Genomic DNA, 22,552 nt, shown 5'->3' on the forward strand with positions numbered 1-22,552 from the left:
AGCGCGCCGCCTGGGAAATCGAGAGGAGGAAGTAAGTGGCCACTCCCCCGCCTCCGCCGAGCCCGCCGACGCCACCCAACCCCGGCCAGGGCCGACTGTTCGGCACCAACCAGCTCGGGCAGCAGATCGACACGCTCACCCGCGCCTTCACCGGCTTCACGAACCGCTTCGCGGCCACCGCCGGCCTGAACACCATGGGCTGGCAGGCGTCCAACATGGGCCAGGCGCAGCGCACCGGGGAGCAGCTCGGCCGGCTCCAGCAGCAGTACCGGCAGACCTACGACTCGCACCAGGTCGCCCGGCAGCGCGCGCAGGACGAGCTTGAGCGCCAGCAGATCACCTGGGACCGGCAGTTCCGCGTCGGCACCCGCACCGCGAGCAACATGCGGCTGCCGTCCTGGCAGCGCCAGGAGGCCCAGGACAGGCTGGACGAGCAGGCGATCCTCTTCGCCAGCAACCAGGCCCGCACCCGGCGGGAAGGGACGCTGCGGGAGAACCAGCACACCGCCGGCATGGGTCAGATGGTCGGCGACATGCAGCGCCTGCACACGCAGCAGCGCCAGCAATCCACGATGAACCGCCTCGCCATGGGGGCGCAGGTCGGCGGGGCCGTGGTCGGTGCCGCACGCCAGTATTTCTCCGGTGGCTTCGAGGAGATGCTGGGGCAGTACGAGCGCCGGTACTCGATGATGCAGCCGGACTGGGAGCAGACGTCCGGCCGGCGGGCGCGGGACTACGGCCGGCAGATGAAGCGGTACGGCTCCATCATGTGGGGCACCTCGAACGAGGACGCCATCTCGGGCCAGGCCGCCATCCTTCAGCAGAGCCCTCTCTCGCAGTACGCGACGCAGTCACGGCGTGCGTCGGGGGCCGCGTACGTCACTCCGGGTCTGGGTATTCAGGGCGGCGCCCAGATGCAGCAGGAACTGGGCACCGCGCAGGCGTATTACGCGAGCCAAATCTTCGGTCTGGCCCCGACCAGGTTCGGCGGCGGCGTGCAGAACTCCTCGGCCGCCATGGCGCTTTCCCTCGCCCAGCGGGTGAACAGCAACCAGTTCCAGAACCTCACCGGCACTCAGCTCCAGGCGCAGCTCGCGCAGGGCGGGTCCCTGTCGATGTCCATGTCCAACTACGCGCGGGTCGCGGGGCTTTCTGGTCAGAGTGTGGAAGCGATGCGGCATCAGACGGAGCTGATGCGTGACCTGATGAACCCCGACAAGAAGTCAGGGTTGCAGGGCATGGACTCCGACGAGGCGCTGAAGGTCATCGAGAACGCCGGCCGGCGCGACAAGCAGGGCGAGGAGGCGCGCGAGCAGATCAAGCGGTATGCGCCCAGTGTCGGAGACAGCTACCAGGACTCCCAGCGCTACCTCCAGGGCCTGGACCGCGAGGGTCACCTGCCGGCCTCGGCGAGTTACCTGGACGCGGCGAAGGCCAGTGCCAACACGCTGGCGGACATCCACACGTTGCTGCAAAAGACGCTGGAGCCGATCGCCGACACCATCGGCCGGGTCGCCGGCGCGTTCAAGGGCGGCGGTATTGCCGGCGCGGCGGGTTCAGGCGGCAAGGGCCTGTGGGACCGCGCTTCCGGCAGCTTCCGCTCCGGCTGGAACTCCGGACCGAACGTTCTCTTCGGGGACTGGGGCGAGGGCACCGACCAGTCGTCGTGGGCCAAGAGCACCTGGAACTTCGCGACGGGCCTGTTCGGTGGCGACCGGGGGACGCCGGAGTCGAAACAGAGCGGCAAGAAGAAAAAGAAGTCCGACGACGGGACCGGGTATCCCGGCTCCGGGATCATGAAGGCCCTGTCCTTCGCCGGCTCGCAGGTGGGCGACCGGTACGTGCTGGGAGCGAACGGGCCCGATGCCTGGGACTGCTCCTCGCTCGTGCAGCAGGCGTACGCGGAGGCCGGCGTCAAGCTGCCGCGCACCACGTACCAGCAGATCCACAAGGGTGTTGAGGTCCCGATCGACGAGGTCCAGCCCGGTGACCTGGTCTTCTACAAGGACGTCAGCCACGTCGGCATCTACGCCGGCGGCGGCCAGGTCGTCGAGGCGGCGAACCCCGGCAAGGGCGTCGTGCGGGGCCCCATGTACTCGAAGTTCACGCGGGCCCGGCGCGTCATGTCCGGCGGCATGGAGGCCACCGGAACGCTGTCCGGGGACCAGAGCGACCCCACCACCGACACCGGCTCCAGCGACGGCGGCACCATCGGCCTGACCACGTCCGGCGCCTACGGCTCCGTGGAGGAGGTGGATGCCCTCGCGGCGGCCCTGAACGGCGGGGGTGCCGCAGGCGGCGCACAGACCGGCGGGACGACTCCCCAGGCCACCCAGAACACGGAGGCCGAGGAGGGCAACACCGACGCGGGCGGGGACGCCGGCAAGGAAGCGCCGCGCAACGTGCAGGCGAACGTGAAGCTCGGCAGGAAGATGGCCTCCGAGTACGGATGGACCGGCTCTCAGTGGGACGCCCTCTACAAACTCTGGATGGGCGAGTCCGGGTGGCGGCACTGGGCGGACAATCCCACCAGTGACGCCTACGGCATTCCGCAGGCGATGAGCAACCTCCACAAGGAGACGGCGACCGACGCCTGGCGGAATTCGCCGCAGAAGCAGATCGCCTGGGGCCTGAAATACATCAAGGGCCGGTACGGGACGCCGTCGAAAGCCTGGTCGTTCTGGAACTCGAAGAACCCCCACTGGTACGCGGACGGCGCGTGGGAGGTGCCCGGACAGCCCGGCGAGGGCATCGACGCGAAGCTGCACGGCGGGGAAATGGTGCTGGAGCGCAACGCGGCTCACACCGTCCGCCAGGCACTCCTCAACCAGGGGCTCAGCCCGAGCCCCGGGCAGGGGTCGAATGCGGCGGCCACGAACACCGGGCAGGTCACTCTCCAGTTCCATCCCGGCTCGGTGGTGGTGCAGATGCCGGCCGCGTCGGCGGACGGTGCCAAGACGGCGGCGGAAGCCTTCGTCACGCACATCGCTGCCGACGACCGGGTCAAGTCCCTGATGGGAGGTTGGTGATGCCCGGGAAAAAGAAGAAGGACACGGTCAACACGCCGGGGTCCGGCATCTGGGAAAACAACTTCGACCCGCGTATCCAAGCCATCCCGTCATACCTGCCCAGCGCGACGGCGGGGCAGAGCTACGAGCTGAAACGCGGCTACATGACCACGGCCTTCCCCAAGGGGCAGTCCGGGAAGTTCTACATGCTGAACTTCCTGTACAACCCGTCGACCGTGAACGTCAGCCATTCCATCGACGCCGCGAACCAGGTGATGCCCGCCTACACCCGGTCCGACCAGGACCAGGGAACCCCGCTCACGGCGGCCGGCGGCACTCTCGGCTTCTCCTTGCTGTTCGACCGCAGCTACGAGATGAGCGACTCGTCGCAGTTCGACACCGTCGAGGGCACGTTCGGCGTCATGGCCGATATCCACGTGCTGTACAACCTGGTCGGCATCAACTCGAAGCAGCAGGTGTGGTCGTCCGCCGAATCCCCGTCGAGCACCGCGAGCACCACGGGCGGCGACGTCCTGGGAATCATGCAGATGAATCCGGTGTGGGTCCGGTTCGGGCAGGCCCGGCACTCCTTCAGCAAGCAGCTCCCCGCCATTTCCCGCATGGAGTACTTCGGCTACCTGAACAACCTGGACATCTCCTATACGCACTTCTCGCAGCGCATGACGCCGGTGCGGTGCGCCGTCTCGGTCTCGATGCAGCTCATGTCCACCGCCGGTTGGGTGTAGGAGGATTCCCGTGGCCATTTCCCTGACGTCTCGGTACCAGCGGAACGGAACCGCTCTGGTCAAGGACCGCAACGGCACTCTTCAGCTCATGGTGCTGCGCCGGCCTCCGCAGGCGCAGAGCCTGCGGGTGTCGGACTACCGGTGGCAGGGCAGCGAACGCGTCGACACGGTCTCCGCCCGCTACTACCAGAGCGAGTCGGCGTGGTGGATGTACGCCGAGGCCAACCCGTCCGTCCTGGACTGGACGCAGGTGCCGGCCGGCCAGCAGATCATGGTGCCGCGTGGCCTGGCGTAGGGTCTACCGCCCGCACCTGGTCGCCAAGCTGCCCGCGCTGGAGCAGGGGGCCTGGGTGTCGGGCGCGGAGGTCTATCAGGCCGAGAACGCCCATCAGGTCGTCGAGCTGACGGTCATGCACACGTACAACCCGAGTTTTCCGTCGCAGCGGTGGCGGACGCCGGCCGGCAGCGTGTGGGCGGAGAACACGCCGGTGTGGCTGCGGTACGGCTGGTACACGGACGACTCGGCCGACTGGTACGGGTACGTCGCCTCGTGCCGGGTCATGGCCAGCGAGCGGGACCCGCGCTACGGGCACGCGGTGCAGGTGCCGGTGGTGTACACGCTGGTGGGCACTTCGATGCTCATGCAGACCCGGCGTAACCGGACCTGGCGGTCGACGACGGCTTCTGCCGTCGCCCGGCAGATCGCCTCGGAGTACAACGTGCAGCCCCGCGTGGACGCCACCGCCAACGTCTTCGAGCAGAGCACCCAGGCCGCCAGTGACTGGCAGTACCTGTACGACCTGGCCGACCGGACCGGGTACCGGCTGTACTGCGACAACACGACGCTGTGGTTCTGCAACCGGCAGACCGTCATGCAGTCGGCGGACGGGTCGGTGCCGGTGTTCTGGCAGCGCAAGACGCCCGGCTCGATCGATTCTTTGCGCGAGTTCAGCTCGGTCGTCGGCGACACCGATCCGGCCGGCGGGCTGCGGGCGAAGTACGAGACAGTGGCCTACAACCGCATCTCCGGCAGGCTGACGCCGGCCTCCTACGCGCAGACGCGGACCACCGCGCAGGGCACGGACATCACGCCCCTGCTGACCAGCCAGTACAGCGAGCGTCCCACGCCGTCCTACGCCCAGGCGGAACTGACGCTCGGCGCACAGGCCGACTGGCTGTGGGTGGAGGCCAGCGCCGTCACCAACGGGGACCCCCGGCTCAAGCCGGGCTCTTTGGTGGAGCTGCGTGGGGCGGGAATCGGCGACGCGAACCAGGGCCTGTGGATGGTCCGGTCGGTTATTCACAGCCTGCGGATAAATCATGTGTATCCACAGAAGTCCACGTACACGAGCACGCTCGTGGTCGGCCGGGACAATGCGCGCAGCCTGGATACCGGATTTCTGGATCACCCGCTATCCCCCGCTCCGACGACTCTGATTTCTGGGAAATGGCGGGCCGAGTACACGGGAGGTGCGCTGTGACTAATCTCTTCGGGGTCTACTCCGGCATCGTCGTTTCAGTGGATGACCCGCAGCACCGAAGCCGGGTACGCCTGCAAATCCCCCAGGTCACCGGTACCGCAGTCAGCGGGTGGGCGGAGTCGGTTACCGGGGGTCTGGTGATGGTCGGCGATCGGGTGACCGTGGCGTTCGACGGCGCGGACCCGAACTACCCCGTCTACTGGCCGCGCGCGGTGTCCGCCTGGCAGCCGCTTGAGCTGGAGGACGGCTGGACGGCGTCCTGGCAGGGCGACCCAGTCTTCCGCACCACGCAGGACGGCATGGTCGAGCTGGCCGGCTCGGTGGAGACGTCCAGCTCGATCGCGCTCGGGGCACCGGTACCGTTCGCTCAGCTCCCGCAGGCCGCGCACCCGATGGACGGATTCCACGCGCCGGCGGCGATGAATTACGCCACCGCGTACGATGCCCGGCTGGCCGTCGGTCACTACGTGGTCACGACAACCACAGCGAGCACGTCATGGGTCACGATGACGGGCGGACCCACCGCTGAATTCGTTGCGCCGGTCTCCGGCCAGGTGGCGATCATCTTCGGGGCATTCATCCAATCCAGCACCGACACCGGGCGCTCGCTGATGAGTGTGCGGGTCCACAGAGGGTCCACTCTCATTTTCGACGGTGACGACAACGGGTCGGCTGAGGTGCAGGGCCCCGACAACACGTCCGCGTCCATGGCGCGCATGCTCTTCGGTCTCACCCCCGGTGCCACGCACACGGCGACTGGAGTCTTCCGCACAGACACGGCCAGCAACACCGCGACCTTCGACAACAAATGGATCTCTGTCTTCCCGGTCGGAACTCAGGACTCGCCGACGACCCGCGTCCAGTTGCAGAACAACGGATTGGTCGTGGCCACGATCCCTCCTGGAGCCTCACCGCCTTACAACGTGTCTCTGACCGGCATCCGCGCCCGCATCGTCTGAGGGAACCGACGTGAGCTACCCGCACTACCGTGCCCTGGCGGCCGAAAAGATCCTGGGGATCGACTACGACATCAAGAACACCTACGGGGTCGGCGAATACCTGGTGCACATCGCCGTCCACGGAGGCGCGATCGAGCCCGGCACCTCCCAGCTCGCCGAGTACGCGGCCGGCCCGAACGGCGCCTGCTACACCTTCATGGCCCTCAGCGACGTCACGGCCTCCCAGCTCTCACTGGACGCCTTGGGGTTCGACGAGCCGTTCGCCGTGGCCAACGTGGCGAACAGCGCGCGCACCGTCTCCTGGCGCGGTGTAGCAGACCTGCGGGAGGCCGAGGAGGTCTGCTACGTCAGCGGCCTCGATGACATTCTGGTGGCCCTGGTCGTGCAGGAGCTGAACGAGGCCGGCTTCGTCACCGACGTCCCGCCGCTGCGTTTCGCCGGCGGGGAGCCGGCGAACATCACCAACCGGAACAGGAACCGGGGCGGTGTCCAGCTCGACCTCACGAGGTCCCTGCGCCGCAGTTTCTTCGCCGGCGGGGACCTTTCGCTCGCGGCCATCACCAATCCGGCCAGCAGGCAGCCGGCGTTCTACAACTTCGCCGACGCCGTCAACCGGGCCGCTACCCAGGTCCCGCTCACCGTGCCCGAGCCGGACGTGCCCCAGGTCATCACCGCCACCGGCCCCAGGGACACAGCCGTCAGCGTGGCCATGCGCACCCCGTTCGCCATCGACCACAGCGGCGGCGTGGACACCACCACCGACCCCCGCGAGCAGCTCCTGGACCGCGTCCAGGCCCTGGTGAGCACGCTGCCCGGCGAGCGGGTCATGCGCGCCACCTACGGCGTGCCGACGTCCGCCGCGCTGTTCGAGGTCGACGCGGACGCCGCGAACGACCAGCTCCAGCGTGCTGTTCTTTCGGCTGTCGCCGAGTTCGAGCCGTCGGCCGTGGTCAGTGCCGTTGTCGCCAACGTGAACAACGAGCTGGGCATGGTGGACATCAACGTGCAGGTGTCCCGCTCCGACACTCCCGGTGCCGAGACGGACACCACCCGCACCGTGGGCGTCCTGGTGGGAGGCACGGTCGTCTCCACACCGGAGTAGTAATTAACGGGCCGAAGTCACGGACCGTAGAATCCCAATATCAGCCGGCACACATTTCTGACTCGATCCCGCTGGCGGGGACCGAGAGGAAGTGTGGGCAGTGGCATCGGACAGCGGGTCGGCAGTTCAGATCGACTACACGTCGCGTGACTTCACCGGCTACCGCGATTCTCTTCTCGCCTACGCACAGCAGGTTCTGCCGGAATGGACTTCGCGGTCGCCGGCGGATTTCGGCGTTGTCATGGTCGAGCTTTTCTCGTACCTGGGCGACGTCATGAGCTTCTACCAGGACCGTATCCAGGACGAGGCTTTTCTCTCGACGGCCACCCAGCGCTCCAGCGTGGTCGCCATCGCCCAGCAGCTCGGCTACCAGCCGCACGCGGCCGTGCCGGCGACTGGGCAGGTGGCGTTCTCCCCGCAGCAGGGGCTGGTCTCCCCCGTCACGCTGCCGGCCGGGACTCAGGTCATCACGGACTACATTCCGGCGCTGGACCGGCCCATCACCTACGAGACGACCGCAGACGTCATCGTGCCGGCCTACTCCACCCCCGTGCCCCAGGTCGTCGGCCTGGTCGAGGAGGGCGTCACCCAGGGCAGCCGCACGCTGGCCCTCTACGCGTCCACCTCCGGGCAGCCGGCGACGACCGTGAAGGTCGAGGACATCGGCGCCTCGGACGGCACGCAGAGCCAGACGTACACCCTCGCTCAGTCCCCCGTCCTCGTGGACACCGTCCGTGTCTTCCTGGACGACGGGGTCGGCGGGACCGAGTGGACAAGGGTCGACGATTTCCTCCTGACCCAGTCCTCCGACCTGATCTTCACCGCCATCACGGACGACCGGGGCATCACGCAGATCACGTTCGGCGACGGCACCAACGGCGCGGTTCCCGCCACAGGGCTGCGGATCACCGCCGCGTACCACACGGGCGGTGGCTCCTACGGCAACCTTCCGCAGGGCAGTATCACCGACCTTGCCGAGGCAGTGCCCGGCGTCACGGTCGTCGGCTCTTCCCCCATGACCGGCGGCGCGGACGAGGAGCGCATCGACCAGATCCGCGCGAACGCACCGCGTCTGTTCCGCACGCAGGGCCGGGCCGTCAGCGAGTCCGATTACGCGGATCTCGCCCTGGCCGTGCCCGGTGTCGCCGACGCCCGCGCCGTGGTCCGCTCCGCGTCCGCCGTGGCAATCTTCATCATCGGTCCGAACAATGTTCTGCCCAGCGAGCCGCAGCGCGACGCGGTCGCACAGCACGTGCAGGAGAGGGCCCTGTCCGGCGTCGTGGTCAACGTCGTCAACGGCAACCTGATCGGCGTCAACATCGGCTCCAACAGCCTGCCGGTCCTGGTGGAGGTCCAGCCCCGGTACCGGCGCGACACCGTCAAGCTCGCCGTGCAGCAGGCCATTCAGCAGGTCTTCACTCCGCCGGAGACGACGTTCAATACCCGCATCTCCCTCTCCCGGCTTTACCGGGCCGTGCAGGAAGTACCCGGTGTGCAGTGGGCCGTCATCCAGATGATGGCCCGTTCCGATCTCCCGCAGAGCGGCACGGCCGATGTCATCTGCCGCGAAAACGAAATCCCCGTCGTCGGCAACATCGTGATCACCGCCAGCGGCGGAGTATAGGAGCCCGCGACATGCCCGCTGTCTACCCCGTGTCTGTGCGGACGTTCACCCCTAAGACCGACAATGTCGACGTCATCTGGGCAGCGCACGTCAATGACCTGCAAAACGAGATGTCCGCCGTGGAGCGCACGGTGGGCACCAACCCGCATGTGTGGGGCGGCTGGGTGCCCACCTCGACCGGCTGGTACCCCGTCACCGGCGGGAAGGGGTCCTGGCCGCCCAGGACGGGTGTGTTCACCTCCAAGACACCCGCACCGGTCCCCAACTTCGGTGCGGCGAAGACCTACTCGTCCGTGTCGGACCGGGTCAACACCATGCAGAAGCAGATGACATGGCTGACGCTCATGGCTCAGCTCCTGGCGGGACAGTCCGGGCAGAAGCCGACGCCGCCGCCGGCGGCCGTCATCCGTTCTCCGGGCATGAAGGTGCCTGCCGGCGAGGGGCGTTGGGTGGCCTTCCGGTGGGGCGCGGCCGAGTACGACCCGAACCGGATGTACCAGGGCGGCTCCAACATCTACTGCCCGCAGTCCGGTTTCTGGGACGTCTCGATCAACGTGTGGGCGGACTCCACCACGCGCCGCCCCAACGATCTGCATTTCGTGCACGTGAGGGTGATGCGGGGCAACGAAGAGATCGCCGGCCAGGACTCCCTGATCGAGACACAGACGTGGATTCGGCACCGCATCAATGTTTCCTGGCAAGGACGTTGGAACAAGGGCGTGCCGATTCAGGTGCAGGTCTCCCAGCACGGTGCGAGCGACAACACAGTGGATTCCAACTGCAACATTTCACTGTCGTTCGTCCGCGCGTACTGACGGGGTAAGCAATGGGCGTCTACGAACTCGACATCTACGCGAAAACTCTCTACGGTGCGCCGCTGTTCGTCGCCTTCGAGACGAGTATGGCGGCCGAACAGCGCGGCTACGGGGCGCTGGAAGTGTCGTGGGAAACGCCGATCCAGGCCAACCCCAGCCAGATCCTCGCCGGCGTGAAGCAGTGGACGCGGCTGCGTGTGGTCAGGAACAGCTTCGGCGTACCGGAGACCGAGGCCGACGGCTGGGTGATCCTGGAGACCGAGGCCGGTAACGGAGGGGGTGCCGGCGCCCCGGAGAACCGTTACCTGGACAACACCGTCGTGCCGGGCCGGGTCTACTACTACGGCGTCTTTGTCTCGACCGCACCGGACTCCTACAGCGCGACGGCCACCTACTTCTCCGGCGACCTGGTCACGCACGGCGGCAAGGTGTACATGGCCACCGTCACCGCAACCGGCCTTCAGCCCGACACTCACCCGGACTCCTGGCAGCTCACCGGCATGACGGAGATGTGGTACCGGTGCGGCGGCTGCGTGGGCATGGCCGTGAAGGACTTCCGCCACAGCGAGTTGCTGTACGACCACATCCCCCGCCCGTACAAGGTGGAGGTCGTCGAAAGCACCGCGTCCAGCATCCCCGTCAACAACCAACTGGCACGTTTCTGCTCTCTGTTCGGGTACTTTTTCGACGTCATCAAATGCGAGCACGAGCAACTGCTGCGCATGGACTCCGTCTTGGAATGCACGGACCGGCAGCTCTACCTCCTGTCGGAGGAGATGGGCATCTCCCACGAGATGCCGAACCTGCCGGAACTACGGCGTTCCTATGTGGCCAACGCCGCCCTCATCGCCCGTGACCGTGGCAGCACCGAGGCCACCACCAAGCTGATCAAAGCACTGACAGGCTGGGACGCGGACGTGGTGGTCGGCTACAACGGACTGCACGACGTGGACGAGGCCGCCTTCGCGTCGCCGGCCTACCCGAAGTGGCAGCGCGACCGCGTCTACTACACCACTGCCGGCTCCCAGCTCTACTCGGACATCGTCACCCACGCCGGCACGCTGTACGCGGCCATCGGCACCCCGCGACGTGACTCGGCCTACCTGTCCTATACATCGTCCAACCCCGCCCGGACGGGTACCGGCAAAATCATCCGGGACCCCGACCGGGTCGCCGACCCCTTCCCCGGCTACGTACGTCTGTCCGGCGCGGCCGAGCGGGACACCCTGACCTTCACCTTCCCCGCCCCTTCCGGCGGCGCCGGCACCTACGACGTCTACCTCCAGGCCATCACCGACCCGGCCGGCGCCAAGGTCTACGCCGAGGTAAACGGTGTCGTCTCGGCGAGCGAACTCGACCTCTACAGCGCCTCGCGCGAGCAGCTCCCTCTCGCCCACCTGGGGCAGTTCAGCCTGACGGCGACCGGCAACACCCTCAAGCTGACGAGCTTCGAGAAGAACGCACTGAGCAGCGGCTACGACATCACCGTCTCGTACGTCCTGGTGCAAGGCAGTGGCCTCAACCTGAATGTGCCGCCGGCCGGCCATGCGCAGTCGGCCACGTACTGGCAGGCCATCTCCCCCAACACCCTCAAGGACGTCCAGACCGAGTGGAACCCTCTGACGGGCGGCTACGGGAGCTGGAACCTGCAAATCGACCCGACCGGCGTCATCAACCCCGACGTCACGGGGGCGTCCGCTCCCGACTGGTGGATCTCCCCCCAGGGCGCGTCGGTCGGCACGAGCAGCCCGGGGAGCGGCAACTCGCTGAACTACACGGCGCTGGGCACCGCCGGCACCCGGCAGGTGTTCCTTTCCGGACTCGTACGTGCCAGCACCTGGGACCCGACCAACACCTATGCCCCCGGGCAGGCGGTGATCTGGAACCCGCTCGGCTGGAGCGCGCCGCCGGTCTACGTCGCGCGAGCGCAGAGCGTGGGCAAGCAGCCCGATCTCCACCCCGAAAAGTGGGAGTTCACCGCCTACCGGCCGAACAGTGCGCCCGAGCCCAGCCGCATCCTTGCCGACTCGATCTATACGCCGAAAGTCGTCTCCTGGTCTGCCACCCGCGCCTACGCCAAGGGCGACCACATTTCCTGGAGTGGCCACCTGTACGAGGCCGCACGGCCGTCGTACGCGATCCGGCCGACCGGCTACAGCACCGACAACCTCTGGTGGCGCTGGTGCGGCCTGAACATCCAGCGCTACACCTACAGCCTCTACCACAACCGCAGTGCCACAGCAGCGGGCCGGGACGTCCGGCTCTACATCAACTGGTACAACGCGCAGGGCAGTTACGGCGGACTCGCCTACGTCAACTCCGAGGCTCCGCTGCTCCTCGACCGGTTCGAGACCACCCCCGCCTACCCCGCGTACAACGGCACGGGAGCACCGGCCGGCTACACCAAGCCGGCCGCCGGCCAGCAAGGGGTGCCCATCCCCTGGAACACCTCGCGCGGAAGCTGGGCCAACTCCCGGGGAGTGACGCACCCGACGACCTGGGACAGCGCCACCACCACCGAGCGCCAGGCCGGCCGCGCACTGTGGTTCCAGCGGGACTGGGTGTACGCGCTGCCCAGCGTGCAGACCGGCGAGCAGGTCTACGTGACGTTCATGTCGGCTGCCGACCACTCGCAGGGCATGGCGGAGCACGGCATCGTCTTCCGCTACGCCCCGAACACCGCGTACTGGATGGCCTCCCGTGACCGGCTGACCTACAACACGCTCACCGTCTCCGGCGGCGCCGTGACCGCTGTCACCTGCACGGTCGTCGCCACCTGGACGCCATTGGCCTACGGCGAGCGTATGCGGCTGCGGAACATGGCCTCCGGCGCCATCGTCGTCGAGGCCCGCAGCTACGGGGCGTGGCGCACGCTCGCGTCCGTCACCGACACCCGCAATGTCAGCGCGACCGGGTACGGCCTGATCGAAAGGGTGCGCCCATGACGACGCCCATCTCCGTCCGCCTCGACGGCACGGCCGTGAGCCACGGCGTATTCAATCCGGCGCTGCAACTCATCACCGAGATCGCCCTGGATACCGGGCGCAGTGTTGGAAACGGCACCCTCTCCATTTCGCAGTCCCTCGTGACCGGGTCCTTCGCGGATTTCACGGTCGTGCCCTACGGGTCGTCCACCTACGCCGACCCGGCATTCAGCCACCCCACCTCCGCAGCGATCCGGCTCGGCGGCACCGCCAGCGATCCCGTCAACACGTGGCGGCGGCTTTCCCTGACGGTCCAGGCCCGCAACTCCGACTACGCCCCCGGTCCGCTCGGAGTGATCTACGGCACCTACGACTATGCGCGCCTGGGTATCACCTCCTCGGCCATGGCAGTGGGCGAGGTCCAGCAGATTGCCTACGCCCAGTTCGAGAAGACACCGCCGGGCCTCGACCCCGACACCAGCCAGTTCGGCAGCAACCTCTTCGACCTGGAGCAGTCCTCCTACGAGGGCCGCATGATGTACCTGCCGACCGGCGGGGGCGGCGAGTCGGACCACATGACGTTCACCCGCACCAACGAGCGCGTCTCGTGCGGGGAATTCGCCGGCCGGTTCGTCTACCAGTCACCTCCCCCCACGAACTCCTACACGGCTGTGACGCAGTTCGGCACCTACCCGAACCTGATGGCCAAGCGGGCGACGTACGCGGACCTGAAGTACCGGCCGTTCCTGCCGGGCGAGGGCACTGCTGCCAACCCTGGCGGGAACGGCGATCCCACGGGCGACCTCATCCCGGCGCCGGCGGTGCTCACCCTCGCCCCGCTCCAGACCGCACTGGTACGCGTCGAGCCCGGGGTCACCTACCAGGCGCAGGTGTCGGTGGCGACCGAGGCGGCCGGCCAGCAGGTGTCCTGCTCCGTGCTGCGCTACGACGCGAACTTCAACCTGATCGGCACCTACCAGGAAGGTCCCGCGTCCGCGACGCGGGGGGAGTACCGGTGGCAGCAGGTGGGCGCTACCTGCACGATGGACGCGAATGTCGCCTATGCGGCCGTGGTCCCTCGGGTCACCTCCGGCGGCGCCACGCGTGTGCGGTGGTATGTGGACGAGCACCGCATCTGGGTGCCTTCCACGCTCTCCACGAAGGCCGGCGGTGTCTCGCCGGCCAGGGCCTGGCAGTCGCCTCGGCAGCTCGTCATCAAGCTCCGCGCGACCCGCGTGAACCTGGCGAAGAACCCCAGCTTCCAGAACTCGCTGTGGGGCTGGGTGCGCGAGCACGACCCCAGTCTGTCGCCGACGCTGGCGTTCGCCACCGGCGGCGGAGTCGTCGGGAACGCAGGCGAGTACACAGTCCCCACGGCGCCGACCGCGACGCTGATCAACGGCACCTCCCCGCGCACCGGCGTGGAATCCTCCACCGCGCAGCCGGCCCTCGCGGACCGGCTCAAGGCCGGCACGGTCTACACCGTCTCCGTCTACGTGCTGCCGCTGTCCGGGCCGGTGCCTGTCACCCTGTGGGCCCACGACGGCACCAACCTGATCCGGGGCACCTCCACCCCGATCATCAACCCGGCCGGCAACACGACCTGGTATCGGCTGTGGGTGCGGATCACGACGTCGGCGACCTACGGCGGCTCGCTCAGGCTCCACCTCGGCTACTCCGCCGCCGACGTCGCCGGCGTGTACGCGGCCGTCTACCCCGGCACCAACGACGACGTGTGGGCCATGCAGGACAGTGAGCCCGCCTCCCAGCCCGCCTGGAGCCAGTCCGTCCCCTACACCGCCGGCGCCGTGGTCCAGCAGGACGGCGCGGTGTGGCAGTCCCTGGTGGAGAACGGCCCCTATGCGAACGTCGGGCCGCTGACATTCCGGTACGACCAGCTCCTGGTCGAGGAGGCCGACAAGCTCGACGAGTACTTCGACGGCAATTTCCCGTCCGCCGACTATCTGTGGGAGCAGGGCGCCGGGGATTCCCGCTCGCATTATTACCGAGGAAAAAGGATGAGTCAGTACCGTCTCGATCAGCTCGTTCAGCGGCAGATCGGCGTGGGCGGCTCGTACCGTCTCGTGTACGCCAGCGCCCCGTAACCGGGAAGCAGCGCCATGACGCATCTCATCATCCTTGCACTCGCCACATTCTTTGTCTGGGAGTGCTTCGTACGCCCTCCCGTCGCTCTCGCGTGCACGGCGCTGCAAGCCCCTGACCTGGCCAGAACGTACCTCAAGGCGCTCACTGCCGTAGGCATCGCCTTCGCGCTGGACCGATGGGTCGACGGGCGTTACCTGATTCCCCTCGCGGCGGCCTCTCTCGCCGGGACCCTGCACCTTCTGAGCCGTTCGAGTGAGACGCCGCAAATTGCCACAGTGACTCGGGGCAGGGCCGGAAGAGGGATGCCAATGCCCGGTCCGTGAAGGCGGAAGGGCTGTCTCACCCTTGCGGCGCACATTCCGCCAGGTGAGTGGTCTTAAAAGAAATTGCCCCGTCGCACCTATTTCTCTGGCGGCGAGGAGGGCACTATCGCTCACACCCCAGCACATCAACCCATGTGAGGTTTATATGGCTACAGGCAAGCGCCAGGTCACCTTGGGAATCCTGGGCACCGCCTCTGCGCCGTCGTCCCTGGTCATCGACGTTCTCAACGACCACTTCAGCCTGGGGGCCGAGGATGCCGAGGGCTATTTCGGCCCGTCGGACAAGTACGAGCTGAGCCTGGTCATTCCGGCCGGCGCCGAGGCCACCGGTGAAGGCATCCACGCCGTGTGGGAGTGGGCCATCCGCTGCGAACTCCCCTACACGGTGTGCTGGGACGACACCAGCAACGACTTCACCGACGCCATCCTCGGCAACGTCATGGACCCCTCGGACATCACCACCGTCACCGACGTCCACCCGGCCATGATCGAGCACCTGGGCAAGGCCACCAACCCGATGCTCCTGGTGCTCTCCACCGACGGTGTCTTCGACGATCCCACGGCCGAGGTCGCCGCCACGGCGCTGCGCGAGGGCATCGCCTGCCACGACCTGTCCCGCGCGCTGCTGGAGGTCACCTGGCAGCACCTGCCCGATCACGAGCCGCCTCCCGAGGAGCCGGCCGTCGAGGTCGAGGAGGACGGGCAGATGGCCCTCACCGTCGTCTCCGACGCCCCCGACCTGGCGCTCACCGCAGGCGAGGCCGCCACCGTCAACCAGGCCCTGGCCGACGCCGAGTCATTCCTGGACAGCCTGGCCAGCATGCTCGACGGCACGCAGCGGCTGCGTCAGTCCCTGGTCCGGGGCCGCTCCCTGCTGACGCCGAAGCCCGAGCTGCCGACCGAGGCCGAGGCCGGTGAGGCGCCCAAGAAGACGCGGCTCGAAATCTTCAACGAGAAGAGCGGTCAGTGGGAGCCGGCAGGCCGTGGCCGGCCGCCGAAGGGCGCCCAGAAGCGCCGCGTGCCCGTCGCCTGACAAAGAGAAGGCCCCCGACGGACATTGACCGTATTCCGTCGGGGGCCGCTCGCTCTGGCTGCCACGCCATTCACCTCATTCACCCGGAGAATAGCACATGGATCTTCAAATCCCCGTGGACGAAATTCTCGAAAGGGCTCCGGACCGGGCGCGAATTGCGTACACCAACCTCATTACGCATCACGGCAGCCGGTTCGACGAGCACACGGGCTGGTCCTGCGCCTACCTCACACAGCAGGAACTCGCCGACGAGATGAAGGTCTGCCTGCGCACGGCCACCCGCGCGGTAAGTGACCTGCGCGGCGTCGGACTTGTGCGCGTCCTGGTCTGGCCGGGCGCTCAGACAGAGACGCAGATTCGGGTCGGCGACATCGCCGTGGCGAGCCCTTTCGGCCCCGTGCGGATGGAGCAGAAGCGCATGCCGCATCACCAGCTCGTCGACTGCGCAATTCGACTCCTGCTGGAAAGCAACCGCCGACTTGAGGAGGACTTGTCGGGGAGTGAGTAACTCGGGGTGACACAGCAACTGACGCATCGAACGCGCACATACAGGCTCAAGCAAAAGCTCTAGCTCCAGCCAGAGAACTGGCAAATAGAAACCTTCGGTTTCTATTAGCTGCCCGCGAACATCCGTTCGCCGGCAGTTACTGGTCCGCCACACCACCAGGAGAACGACATGGCCCGACGCCGTATCGACCCCGACGCCGAATTCGACCCCACGGCCTACGTCCAGAACCTCCTCCAGGGCGGCTCTGAACGCCCCTCCCAGCCCTGCCGGACCTGGACCCCGCCCGAGCCCGCCCCCCGCCGCACACGGCGCTCCAGGGGCCGCTCCTACGGCCCCGACTCCATCCCCGGCCTCAGCGACTACTTCACCCAGGCCATGCCGCCCCTGAGCTGGGCCGGCACCTTGGAGATCGGCAACCGGCAAGCCCTGGTCCAGGTCTTCTCCGAGCTGCGCCACGGCGTCGGCCTCAGCCCCGACGACTGCCGCGCCCTCATCGACCTCTACGTCACCCAGCTCGGCGGCAGGAGCCCCAGCCGGCCCTACGTCTGGGACTTCAAATGGCGCCGCTACCAGCTCATCAAGGCCCTGCGGGAGACCGGCGTGACCGTGACGGCCGCCGACTACGAGAGCTGGAACGAGACGGCGAGCACCACCGCCGACGAGGACGCCGCCTTCATCGCCTCCTGGGAGAACTCCTGATGATCACCACACGCATGGACCCCGAGCGTGCCCGCTGGGTCGGCACTGGCATCCCTCCCCGCCTGCGGGGCCTGACCCTCAACGACGTCGAGGAGATGGGCAACACCCAGCCCCGCGCGCTCAAGGCCGCCCGCCTGTACGTGGACGGATTCCGCGCCCAGCAGTCCCGCAACTGGCGCGGCTTCCCCACCACCCCGAGCGTGTACGGGCGCGGGCTGCTGTTCGCCGGCCCGCCCGGCACCGGCAAAACCACCATGGCCTCCGCCGTACTGTGCGAGCTGCGCCGGCGCTGGGGCGTGAGCATCTACCAGACCCGCTTCAGCGACCACGTCACCCGCAAGATCGAGGTCATGCGGGCCGAGGACGCCGAGCCCGAGCAGCTCTCCCGCACCGTCTACGCCATCGAACGCGTGGAAGGCGCCGACGTGGTCCTGCTGGACGACATCGGACACGAGCACACCACCAAGTCCGGGTTCGCCGAAGACACCCTCGACCAGCTCCTGCGCCAGCGCTACGACATGGGCCAGCCCACCCTCCTGACCACCAACCTGGCCGGCCAGGAGTGGTCCCAGCGCTACTCCAAGCCGCTGCGGTCCTTCATGGACCAGTGCACTCGCCGGCAGATTTTCGTGGGCGAGTCCCTGCGGAGGGCAGACGCGTGATCGGATACGCCGACCTGGCCGACGACGAGCCGATCCCGACGAAGGTGTTCGTCGTGTGGGAGCACCTGATCGGAATTCCCGGCCCCCGCTTCACGGAGAAACGTTTCGACCGGCGCGTTCGCTGGCGCCACCGGCGCCGCTCGGCGCTGGACCTGTTCGAGGAGACCAACGCGGCGGCCGTCGCCGAGCTGTGGAGCCTGTGGCAGCGCGACACGAACGTGGCCCTGGTCACCTACCTGCCCGAAGAAGTGGTCGGTGACCTCGCGGTGCGCGTCGAGGCCGAGTCCATCCCCACCAGCCGCCTGGTGGTCACCACGCCCAACCAGATGGCCAGGATGCTGCTGACGCTGGAGGGCGCGCACATCTTCCACTCCCTGCCCGAGCACACCCTGCGCTACGGGCCGCGCGGCATCTACGTGCACCCCCGCAATCCCGAGCTGATCCGGCAGGTGGCCTGACATGGTCGATTACCGCCCGAAAGCACACGAGGACCCCCGCCGCGAAGTCGTGCAACTCATCCCCGACAGCACCGGGAAAATCGCCCGGCTGCACAGCGATTTCGGCATCTCCGGCTATGACGAACTCCCCTTGACCGGCTGGGCGGTGGTCGCCACATTCGTGGCCGGCGAGATGCCGATCACCACGGTAGAACCGGTCGTGGACGACGACTCCATGGGCCCCATCCCGCTCGGCGACCTCATGGAGGAAGTCGGCCCGCTCACCCTGCTGGAAATCCTGTGAGCAGCATCGAAGAGGAAGTGATCAGCTATGTCGCCCTGACGGGCGACCTGGAGACGGTCACCAACAACCGGATCACCGCCGACCATTTCCTCGACCCCAAGAACCGGGCCGTGTTCGCCGGCATCCTCGACTTCCGCTCGGACTACGGCGAACCGCCCACCCCGGAAGTCATCCAGCGCGACCACCCGGGTTTCCGCTTCACCGAGGACTCCTCCGGGCCCGTCGACTACCTGATCCGCGAGCTGCACGAGGCCCGCCGGCGCACGATCCTCGACCTCGGCCTGGATGCGGTCGTGGAGGCCATGGACAAGGGCGGCACCGAGGCCGCCCTGCCCCTGCTGCGGACGATGCTCGCGCACGCCACCACGGCAACCGCGACCAGCCGCGAAATCGACTACGCCTCCACCGGCGCGCAGCGCCTGGAGGTCTACCGGCAGGCCCGCGACAACCCCGGTGAGCTGCTGGGCATTCCGACAGGGTTCCAGTTCCTCGACAAGGTCACTCTCGGCGTCCAGCCGCAGCAGTTGATCGTGCTGACCGGCCTGGCGAAGTCCTGCAAGACGACGGTGATGCTGGGCATGACCCGCAGCGCGTACGACTACGGTGCCAAGCCGCTGCTGATCAGCTTCGAGATGCCCTACAACGAGATCGCCCGCCGGCTCGACGGGTTCCTCGCCAAGGTCAACCCGAAGAAACTCCAGACCGGTGATCTGTCGGTCAGGGAATGGAAGGCGCTGGAGAAGGCGCTGACCGATCCGCTCGGCGAGCAGCCGTACATCGTGACCGAGGACCGTGCCGGAGCGATGACGCTGACCGGTATCCAGTCAAAGATCGACCAGCTCTCCCCGTCAGTGGTGTTCGTCGATGGCGCCTACTTCCTTTTCGACGAGATCAGCCGCGAGTCGCAGACACCGATCGCGCTGACGAACATTTCCCGGGGCCTGAAAAAGCTGGCGCTGAACAACGACCTTCCGGTGGTCGTCACCACCCAGTCCCTTTCGCACAAGGTCGGCGCAAAGGGACTCACGGTCAACTCCCTCGGCTACACCTCCGCCTGGGGACAGGACGCGGACCTCGTCGTCGGCATGGAGGCGACCGATGAGGACTTCTTCTTTCGGATGAAAGTCCTCGCCTCACGTAACGCTCCGCCCCAGGAACACCTGATCTCCATCTCCTGGGACCCACCTCAGTTCGAGGAGGCCGAGATTGAAGACGCACTCCCCTACTGACCTGTGGGACAGCCTGTCGGCGTTCGCCAATCCCGTGCCGGCCGACGTCACGGGCGCCATGCACCGCATGAACATAGAAGTGCTGCGGGATGTGAGCGGTGACGACTCAACCGAGTTGCTCGCACGGTGTCCCGCCCACCTTGCGCTGACTGGGAAGTCCGACCGCCGGCCGTCGTTCTCCGTGAACTCCCGCACCGGGCTGTTCCACTGCTTCTCCTGCGGATACTCCGGCTCGTTCGTCCAGCTCGTCGAGGACACCTTCGGCTGGGACAGGGTGGAAGCCTTCCGGTGGATCGCCCACCACGGCCTGTACCGCACCCAGGACGACCAGGAGCCCGCCCCCCGCCGGCCCGAGGAGGAGGAGCGGCTCACCGAAGCCGCTCTCGCCCTGTTCGAGCCGCCCCCGCCCCAAGCCCTGGCCGCACGCCGGCTGACGGCCGAGGCGTGCGCCGCGTTCGGTGTCCTGTGGAACCCGGCCAAGAAGCACTGGATTCTGCCCATCCGCGACCCGGACACCGGGGAGCTGTGGGGCTGGCAGGAGAAGGGCAAGCGGTTCTTTCGGAATTACCCGCAGGGCATTCCCAAGGCCCGGACCCTGTTCGGGGATCTCACCTGGCGCGGGCAAAAGGCCCTGCTGCTGGAATCCCCGCTGGATGCGGTCCGCGCTCACGCGCTCGGAATAGAGGGGGCGTTCGCCGCCTTCGGCGCCCACGTCTCCGAGGCACAGATGCGGCTCATCAAAGCCCGCTGCACGACCCTCGTGCTCGGCCTGGACAACGACTCGGCCGGCGTCTCTTCCCGCACCCGGCTCTACGAGCGCTGGCGCCCGCGCGGACTGCCCATGCGCTTTTTCGACTACTCCGGACTGTCCGCGAAAGACCTGGGCGAGATGAGCGACGAAGACGCACTCGACGTGTACGCCTCCGCCTACCACCCATGGCGCAGGAGGCGCGCATGTTCACCGGCGAGTTGCACCCCTACCAGCACGAAGCCGTCGACCGCATCCTCACTGATCGACGGCTTCTAGTCGCCTACTCCATGGGCACCGGCAAGACAGTCCTCACGATCGCCGCCCTGGAAGAACTCTTCGGCCGAGGCACGGTAAGCAGATGCGTCATCCTCGTCCCTTCCTCCCTGAAATGGCAGTGGGCGCAGGCCATCGCGCGTTTCACCGACGGGCCCACGCGGACGGTGACGCTGCGCGGCATGAAGCTGACCGTGCCGCACGAGAGCATGTGTACGGTCATCAACGGCACGCCGGCCAAACGGCGCCAGCAGTGGGAGGCCGCCCAGCACGCGGACTACGTCATCGCTTCCTACGGAGCGGTGCTGCACGACTGGCGGGAACTGTGCTCGGTGTGGGCCGACGCCCTGGTGCTCGACGAGGCGACCGCGATCAAAAACTTTTCGGCGATGACCACGAAACGCGTGAAAAAACTCCAGCCGGCCGTTCGTGTCGCACTTGCCGGCGCTCCGGTGGAGAACCGGCCCGAGGACGTGTACTCCATCATGGAGTGGGTCGACGCGAGAATCCTCGGCCGCTGGGACCACTTCGACAAGAGCTTCATCCTCAGAAACTGGTTCGGCGGTGTCGTCGGCTACAAGAACCTGGATCTGCTGCACAAGAACCTCTCGAAGGGGATGGTCCGCAAATCCCGGCTCGACCCGGAGGTGGCGAAGTACCTGCCGCAGGTGTCCGAGACGACGCGGTCGGTCACACTCGACAAAACGACGCGGTCCATCTACAAGGCCATCCTCGTCGACCTCCAGGCGGCGATCGATGAACTGACCGAACAGGGAGAGGACTTCGACGTCGCCGCCTACTACGCCGGCGTCAAAACAGACGGCATCGGGGCACAAGGCAAACTCATGGCCCGCATCCAGGCCGCCCGCATGCTCCTGGCCCACCCCCAGCTCCTCATGGACTCGGCCGTGGCATTCCACGAGGCCGGCGACGCGGGCTCGAAGTACGCGGCCGAGTTCGCCGCCAGCCGCTACGACCTGCCCGACCTGGAGACCTGCCCCAAGCTCGCCGCATGCATGGAGCTGGTGGCAGCCATGACCGCCGAAGGCGCCAAGGTGGCGGTCTTCACCGACTACCGCAGGATGCTGCCCTACCTCACCCGGGCCCTGGACCAGTACGGGCTGGTGACCTTCCACGGCCAGCTCAACGCCGACGAGAAGGCCGCCGCCCTGGCCCGGTTCAAAACCGATCCGGAGTGCCGGCTGTTCCTCTCGACCAACGCGGGCGGCTACGGATTGGATCTGCCCGAGGCCCAGTTCCTCATCAACTACGACCTGCCCTACTCGGCCGGCGTGCTCGGGCAGAGAAACACCCGGCACGTCCGCGCCAGCAGCACGTTCGAGCACGTCCACGTCACCAACCTGGTCGTCGAGGACACCATCGAAGAACGCGTGCTGGCCACCCTCCGCCTGCGCCAGAACCTCGCGCACGCGGTGATCGACGGCCGGGGCGGACGAGACCTCGACATGGATGTGGAAAGCCTCGCCGACCACATCGGAAATAACCTCTGACGGCACTCGTATGGCCGATTGGCCATCATTTTTTCCGCTCGTAGGGTTTTTGCCACG

At 67.3% G+C, this 22,552-nt stretch carries 19 protein-coding genes; all 19 read left to right on the top strand.

What is annotated here, in order from left to right; all coding sequences use genetic code 11:
• Positions 1–35: 35 nt before the first annotated feature.
• Positions 36–3,029, top strand: a complete 2,994-nt coding sequence (locus ACH4NX_RS21300; protein WP_398128246.1) for a C40 family peptidase — start codon at positions 36–38, stop codon at positions 3,027–3,029.
• On the top strand, positions 3,029–3,754 hold the full coding sequence (locus ACH4NX_RS21305; RefSeq protein ID WP_398128247.1) for a hypothetical protein: 726 nt from the start codon (positions 3,029–3,031) through the stop codon (positions 3,752–3,754). The genes ACH4NX_RS21300 and ACH4NX_RS21305 overlap by 1 nt, the downstream gene beginning before the upstream one ends.
• Before the next feature lie 10 nt (positions 3,755–3,764).
• The gene (locus tag ACH4NX_RS21310) at positions 3,765–4,049 is read left to right on the top strand and encodes a hypothetical protein (protein ID WP_398128248.1); all 285 of its coding nucleotides are present in this window, start codon (positions 3,765–3,767) and stop codon (positions 4,047–4,049) included.
• Positions 4,036–5,235 carry a hypothetical protein gene (locus tag ACH4NX_RS21315; protein ID WP_398128249.1) on the top strand — a complete coding sequence of 400 codons (1,200 nt, stop codon included), beginning with the start codon at positions 4,036–4,038 and terminating at the stop codon, positions 5,233–5,235. Before ACH4NX_RS21310 ends, ACH4NX_RS21315 begins: the two co-directional genes overlap by 14 nt.
• A complete protein-coding gene (locus ACH4NX_RS21320; RefSeq protein ID WP_398128250.1) occupies positions 5,232–6,194 on the top strand; it encodes a phage baseplate assembly protein V in 963 nt (320 codons plus the stop codon). Before ACH4NX_RS21315 ends, ACH4NX_RS21320 begins: the two co-directional genes overlap by 4 nt.
• A gap of 10 nt (positions 6,195–6,204) precedes the next feature.
• On the top strand, positions 6,205–7,296 hold the full coding sequence (locus ACH4NX_RS21325) for a poly-gamma-glutamate hydrolase family protein (RefSeq protein ID WP_398128251.1): 1,092 nt from the start codon (positions 6,205–6,207) through the stop codon (positions 7,294–7,296).
• 241 nt (positions 7,297–7,537) lie between these two features.
• Complete coding sequence (locus ACH4NX_RS21330) at positions 7,538–8,920, top strand: baseplate J/gp47 family protein (RefSeq protein ID WP_398128252.1); 1,383 nt, start codon at positions 7,538–7,540, stop codon at positions 8,918–8,920.
• A 35-nt stretch (positions 8,921–8,955) separates the two neighbouring features.
• Positions 8,956–9,735, top strand: a complete 780-nt coding sequence (locus ACH4NX_RS21335; RefSeq protein ID WP_398128253.1) for a hypothetical protein — start codon at positions 8,956–8,958, stop codon at positions 9,733–9,735.
• An 11-nt stretch (positions 9,736–9,746) separates the two neighbouring features.
• Positions 9,747–12,680, top strand: a complete 2,934-nt coding sequence (locus tag ACH4NX_RS21340) for a hypothetical protein (protein WP_398128254.1) — start codon at positions 9,747–9,749, stop codon at positions 12,678–12,680.
• Positions 12,677–14,764, top strand: a complete 2,088-nt coding sequence (locus ACH4NX_RS21345) for a hypothetical protein (protein WP_398128255.1) — start codon at positions 12,677–12,679, stop codon at positions 14,762–14,764. The genes ACH4NX_RS21340 and ACH4NX_RS21345 overlap by 4 nt, the downstream gene beginning before the upstream one ends.
• A gap of 469 nt (positions 14,765–15,233) precedes the next feature.
• Positions 15,234–16,121 carry a hypothetical protein gene (locus ACH4NX_RS21350; protein WP_398128256.1) on the top strand — a complete coding sequence of 296 codons (888 nt, stop codon included), beginning with the start codon at positions 15,234–15,236 and terminating at the stop codon, positions 16,119–16,121.
• A gap of 97 nt (positions 16,122–16,218) precedes the next feature.
• Complete coding sequence (locus ACH4NX_RS21355) at positions 16,219–16,629, top strand: hypothetical protein (protein ID WP_398128257.1); 411 nt, start codon at positions 16,219–16,221, stop codon at positions 16,627–16,629.
• Positions 16,630–16,797: 168 nt separating this feature from the next.
• Positions 16,798–17,328, top strand: coding sequence for a hypothetical protein (locus tag ACH4NX_RS21360; RefSeq protein ID WP_398128258.1), 531 nt, complete (start codon positions 16,798–16,800; stop codon positions 17,326–17,328).
• Positions 17,328–17,990 carry an AAA family ATPase gene (locus ACH4NX_RS21365; protein WP_398128259.1) on the top strand — a complete coding sequence of 221 codons (663 nt, stop codon included), beginning with the start codon at positions 17,328–17,330 and terminating at the stop codon, positions 17,988–17,990. The genes ACH4NX_RS21360 and ACH4NX_RS21365 overlap by 1 nt, the downstream gene beginning before the upstream one ends.
• The gene (locus ACH4NX_RS21370) at positions 17,987–18,448 is read left to right on the top strand and encodes a hypothetical protein (protein WP_398128260.1); all 462 of its coding nucleotides are present in this window, start codon (positions 17,987–17,989) and stop codon (positions 18,446–18,448) included. Before ACH4NX_RS21365 ends, ACH4NX_RS21370 begins: the two co-directional genes overlap by 4 nt.
• Position 18,449: 1 nt before the next feature.
• Positions 18,450–18,731, top strand: coding sequence for a hypothetical protein (locus tag ACH4NX_RS21375; RefSeq protein WP_398128261.1), 282 nt, complete (start codon positions 18,450–18,452; stop codon positions 18,729–18,731).
• Complete coding sequence (locus tag ACH4NX_RS21380; RefSeq protein WP_398128262.1) at positions 18,728–19,960, top strand: DnaB-like helicase C-terminal domain-containing protein; 1,233 nt, start codon at positions 18,728–18,730, stop codon at positions 19,958–19,960. Before ACH4NX_RS21375 ends, ACH4NX_RS21380 begins: the two co-directional genes overlap by 4 nt.
• On the top strand, positions 19,938–20,987 hold the full coding sequence (locus tag ACH4NX_RS21385) for a toprim domain-containing protein (protein WP_398128263.1): 1,050 nt from the start codon (positions 19,938–19,940) through the stop codon (positions 20,985–20,987). Before ACH4NX_RS21380 ends, ACH4NX_RS21385 begins: the two co-directional genes overlap by 23 nt.
• Positions 20,915–22,495 carry a DEAD/DEAH box helicase gene (locus ACH4NX_RS21390; protein ID WP_398128264.1) on the top strand — a complete coding sequence of 527 codons (1,581 nt, stop codon included), beginning with the start codon at positions 20,915–20,917 and terminating at the stop codon, positions 22,493–22,495. The genes ACH4NX_RS21385 and ACH4NX_RS21390 overlap by 73 nt, the downstream gene beginning before the upstream one ends.
• Positions 22,496–22,552 lie beyond the last annotated feature (57 nt).

Source organism: Streptomyces sp. NPDC017225 (assembly GCF_044331465.1).
In the GTDB taxonomy this organism is placed as follows: domain Bacteria; phylum Actinomycetota; class Actinomycetes; order Streptomycetales; family Streptomycetaceae; genus Streptomyces.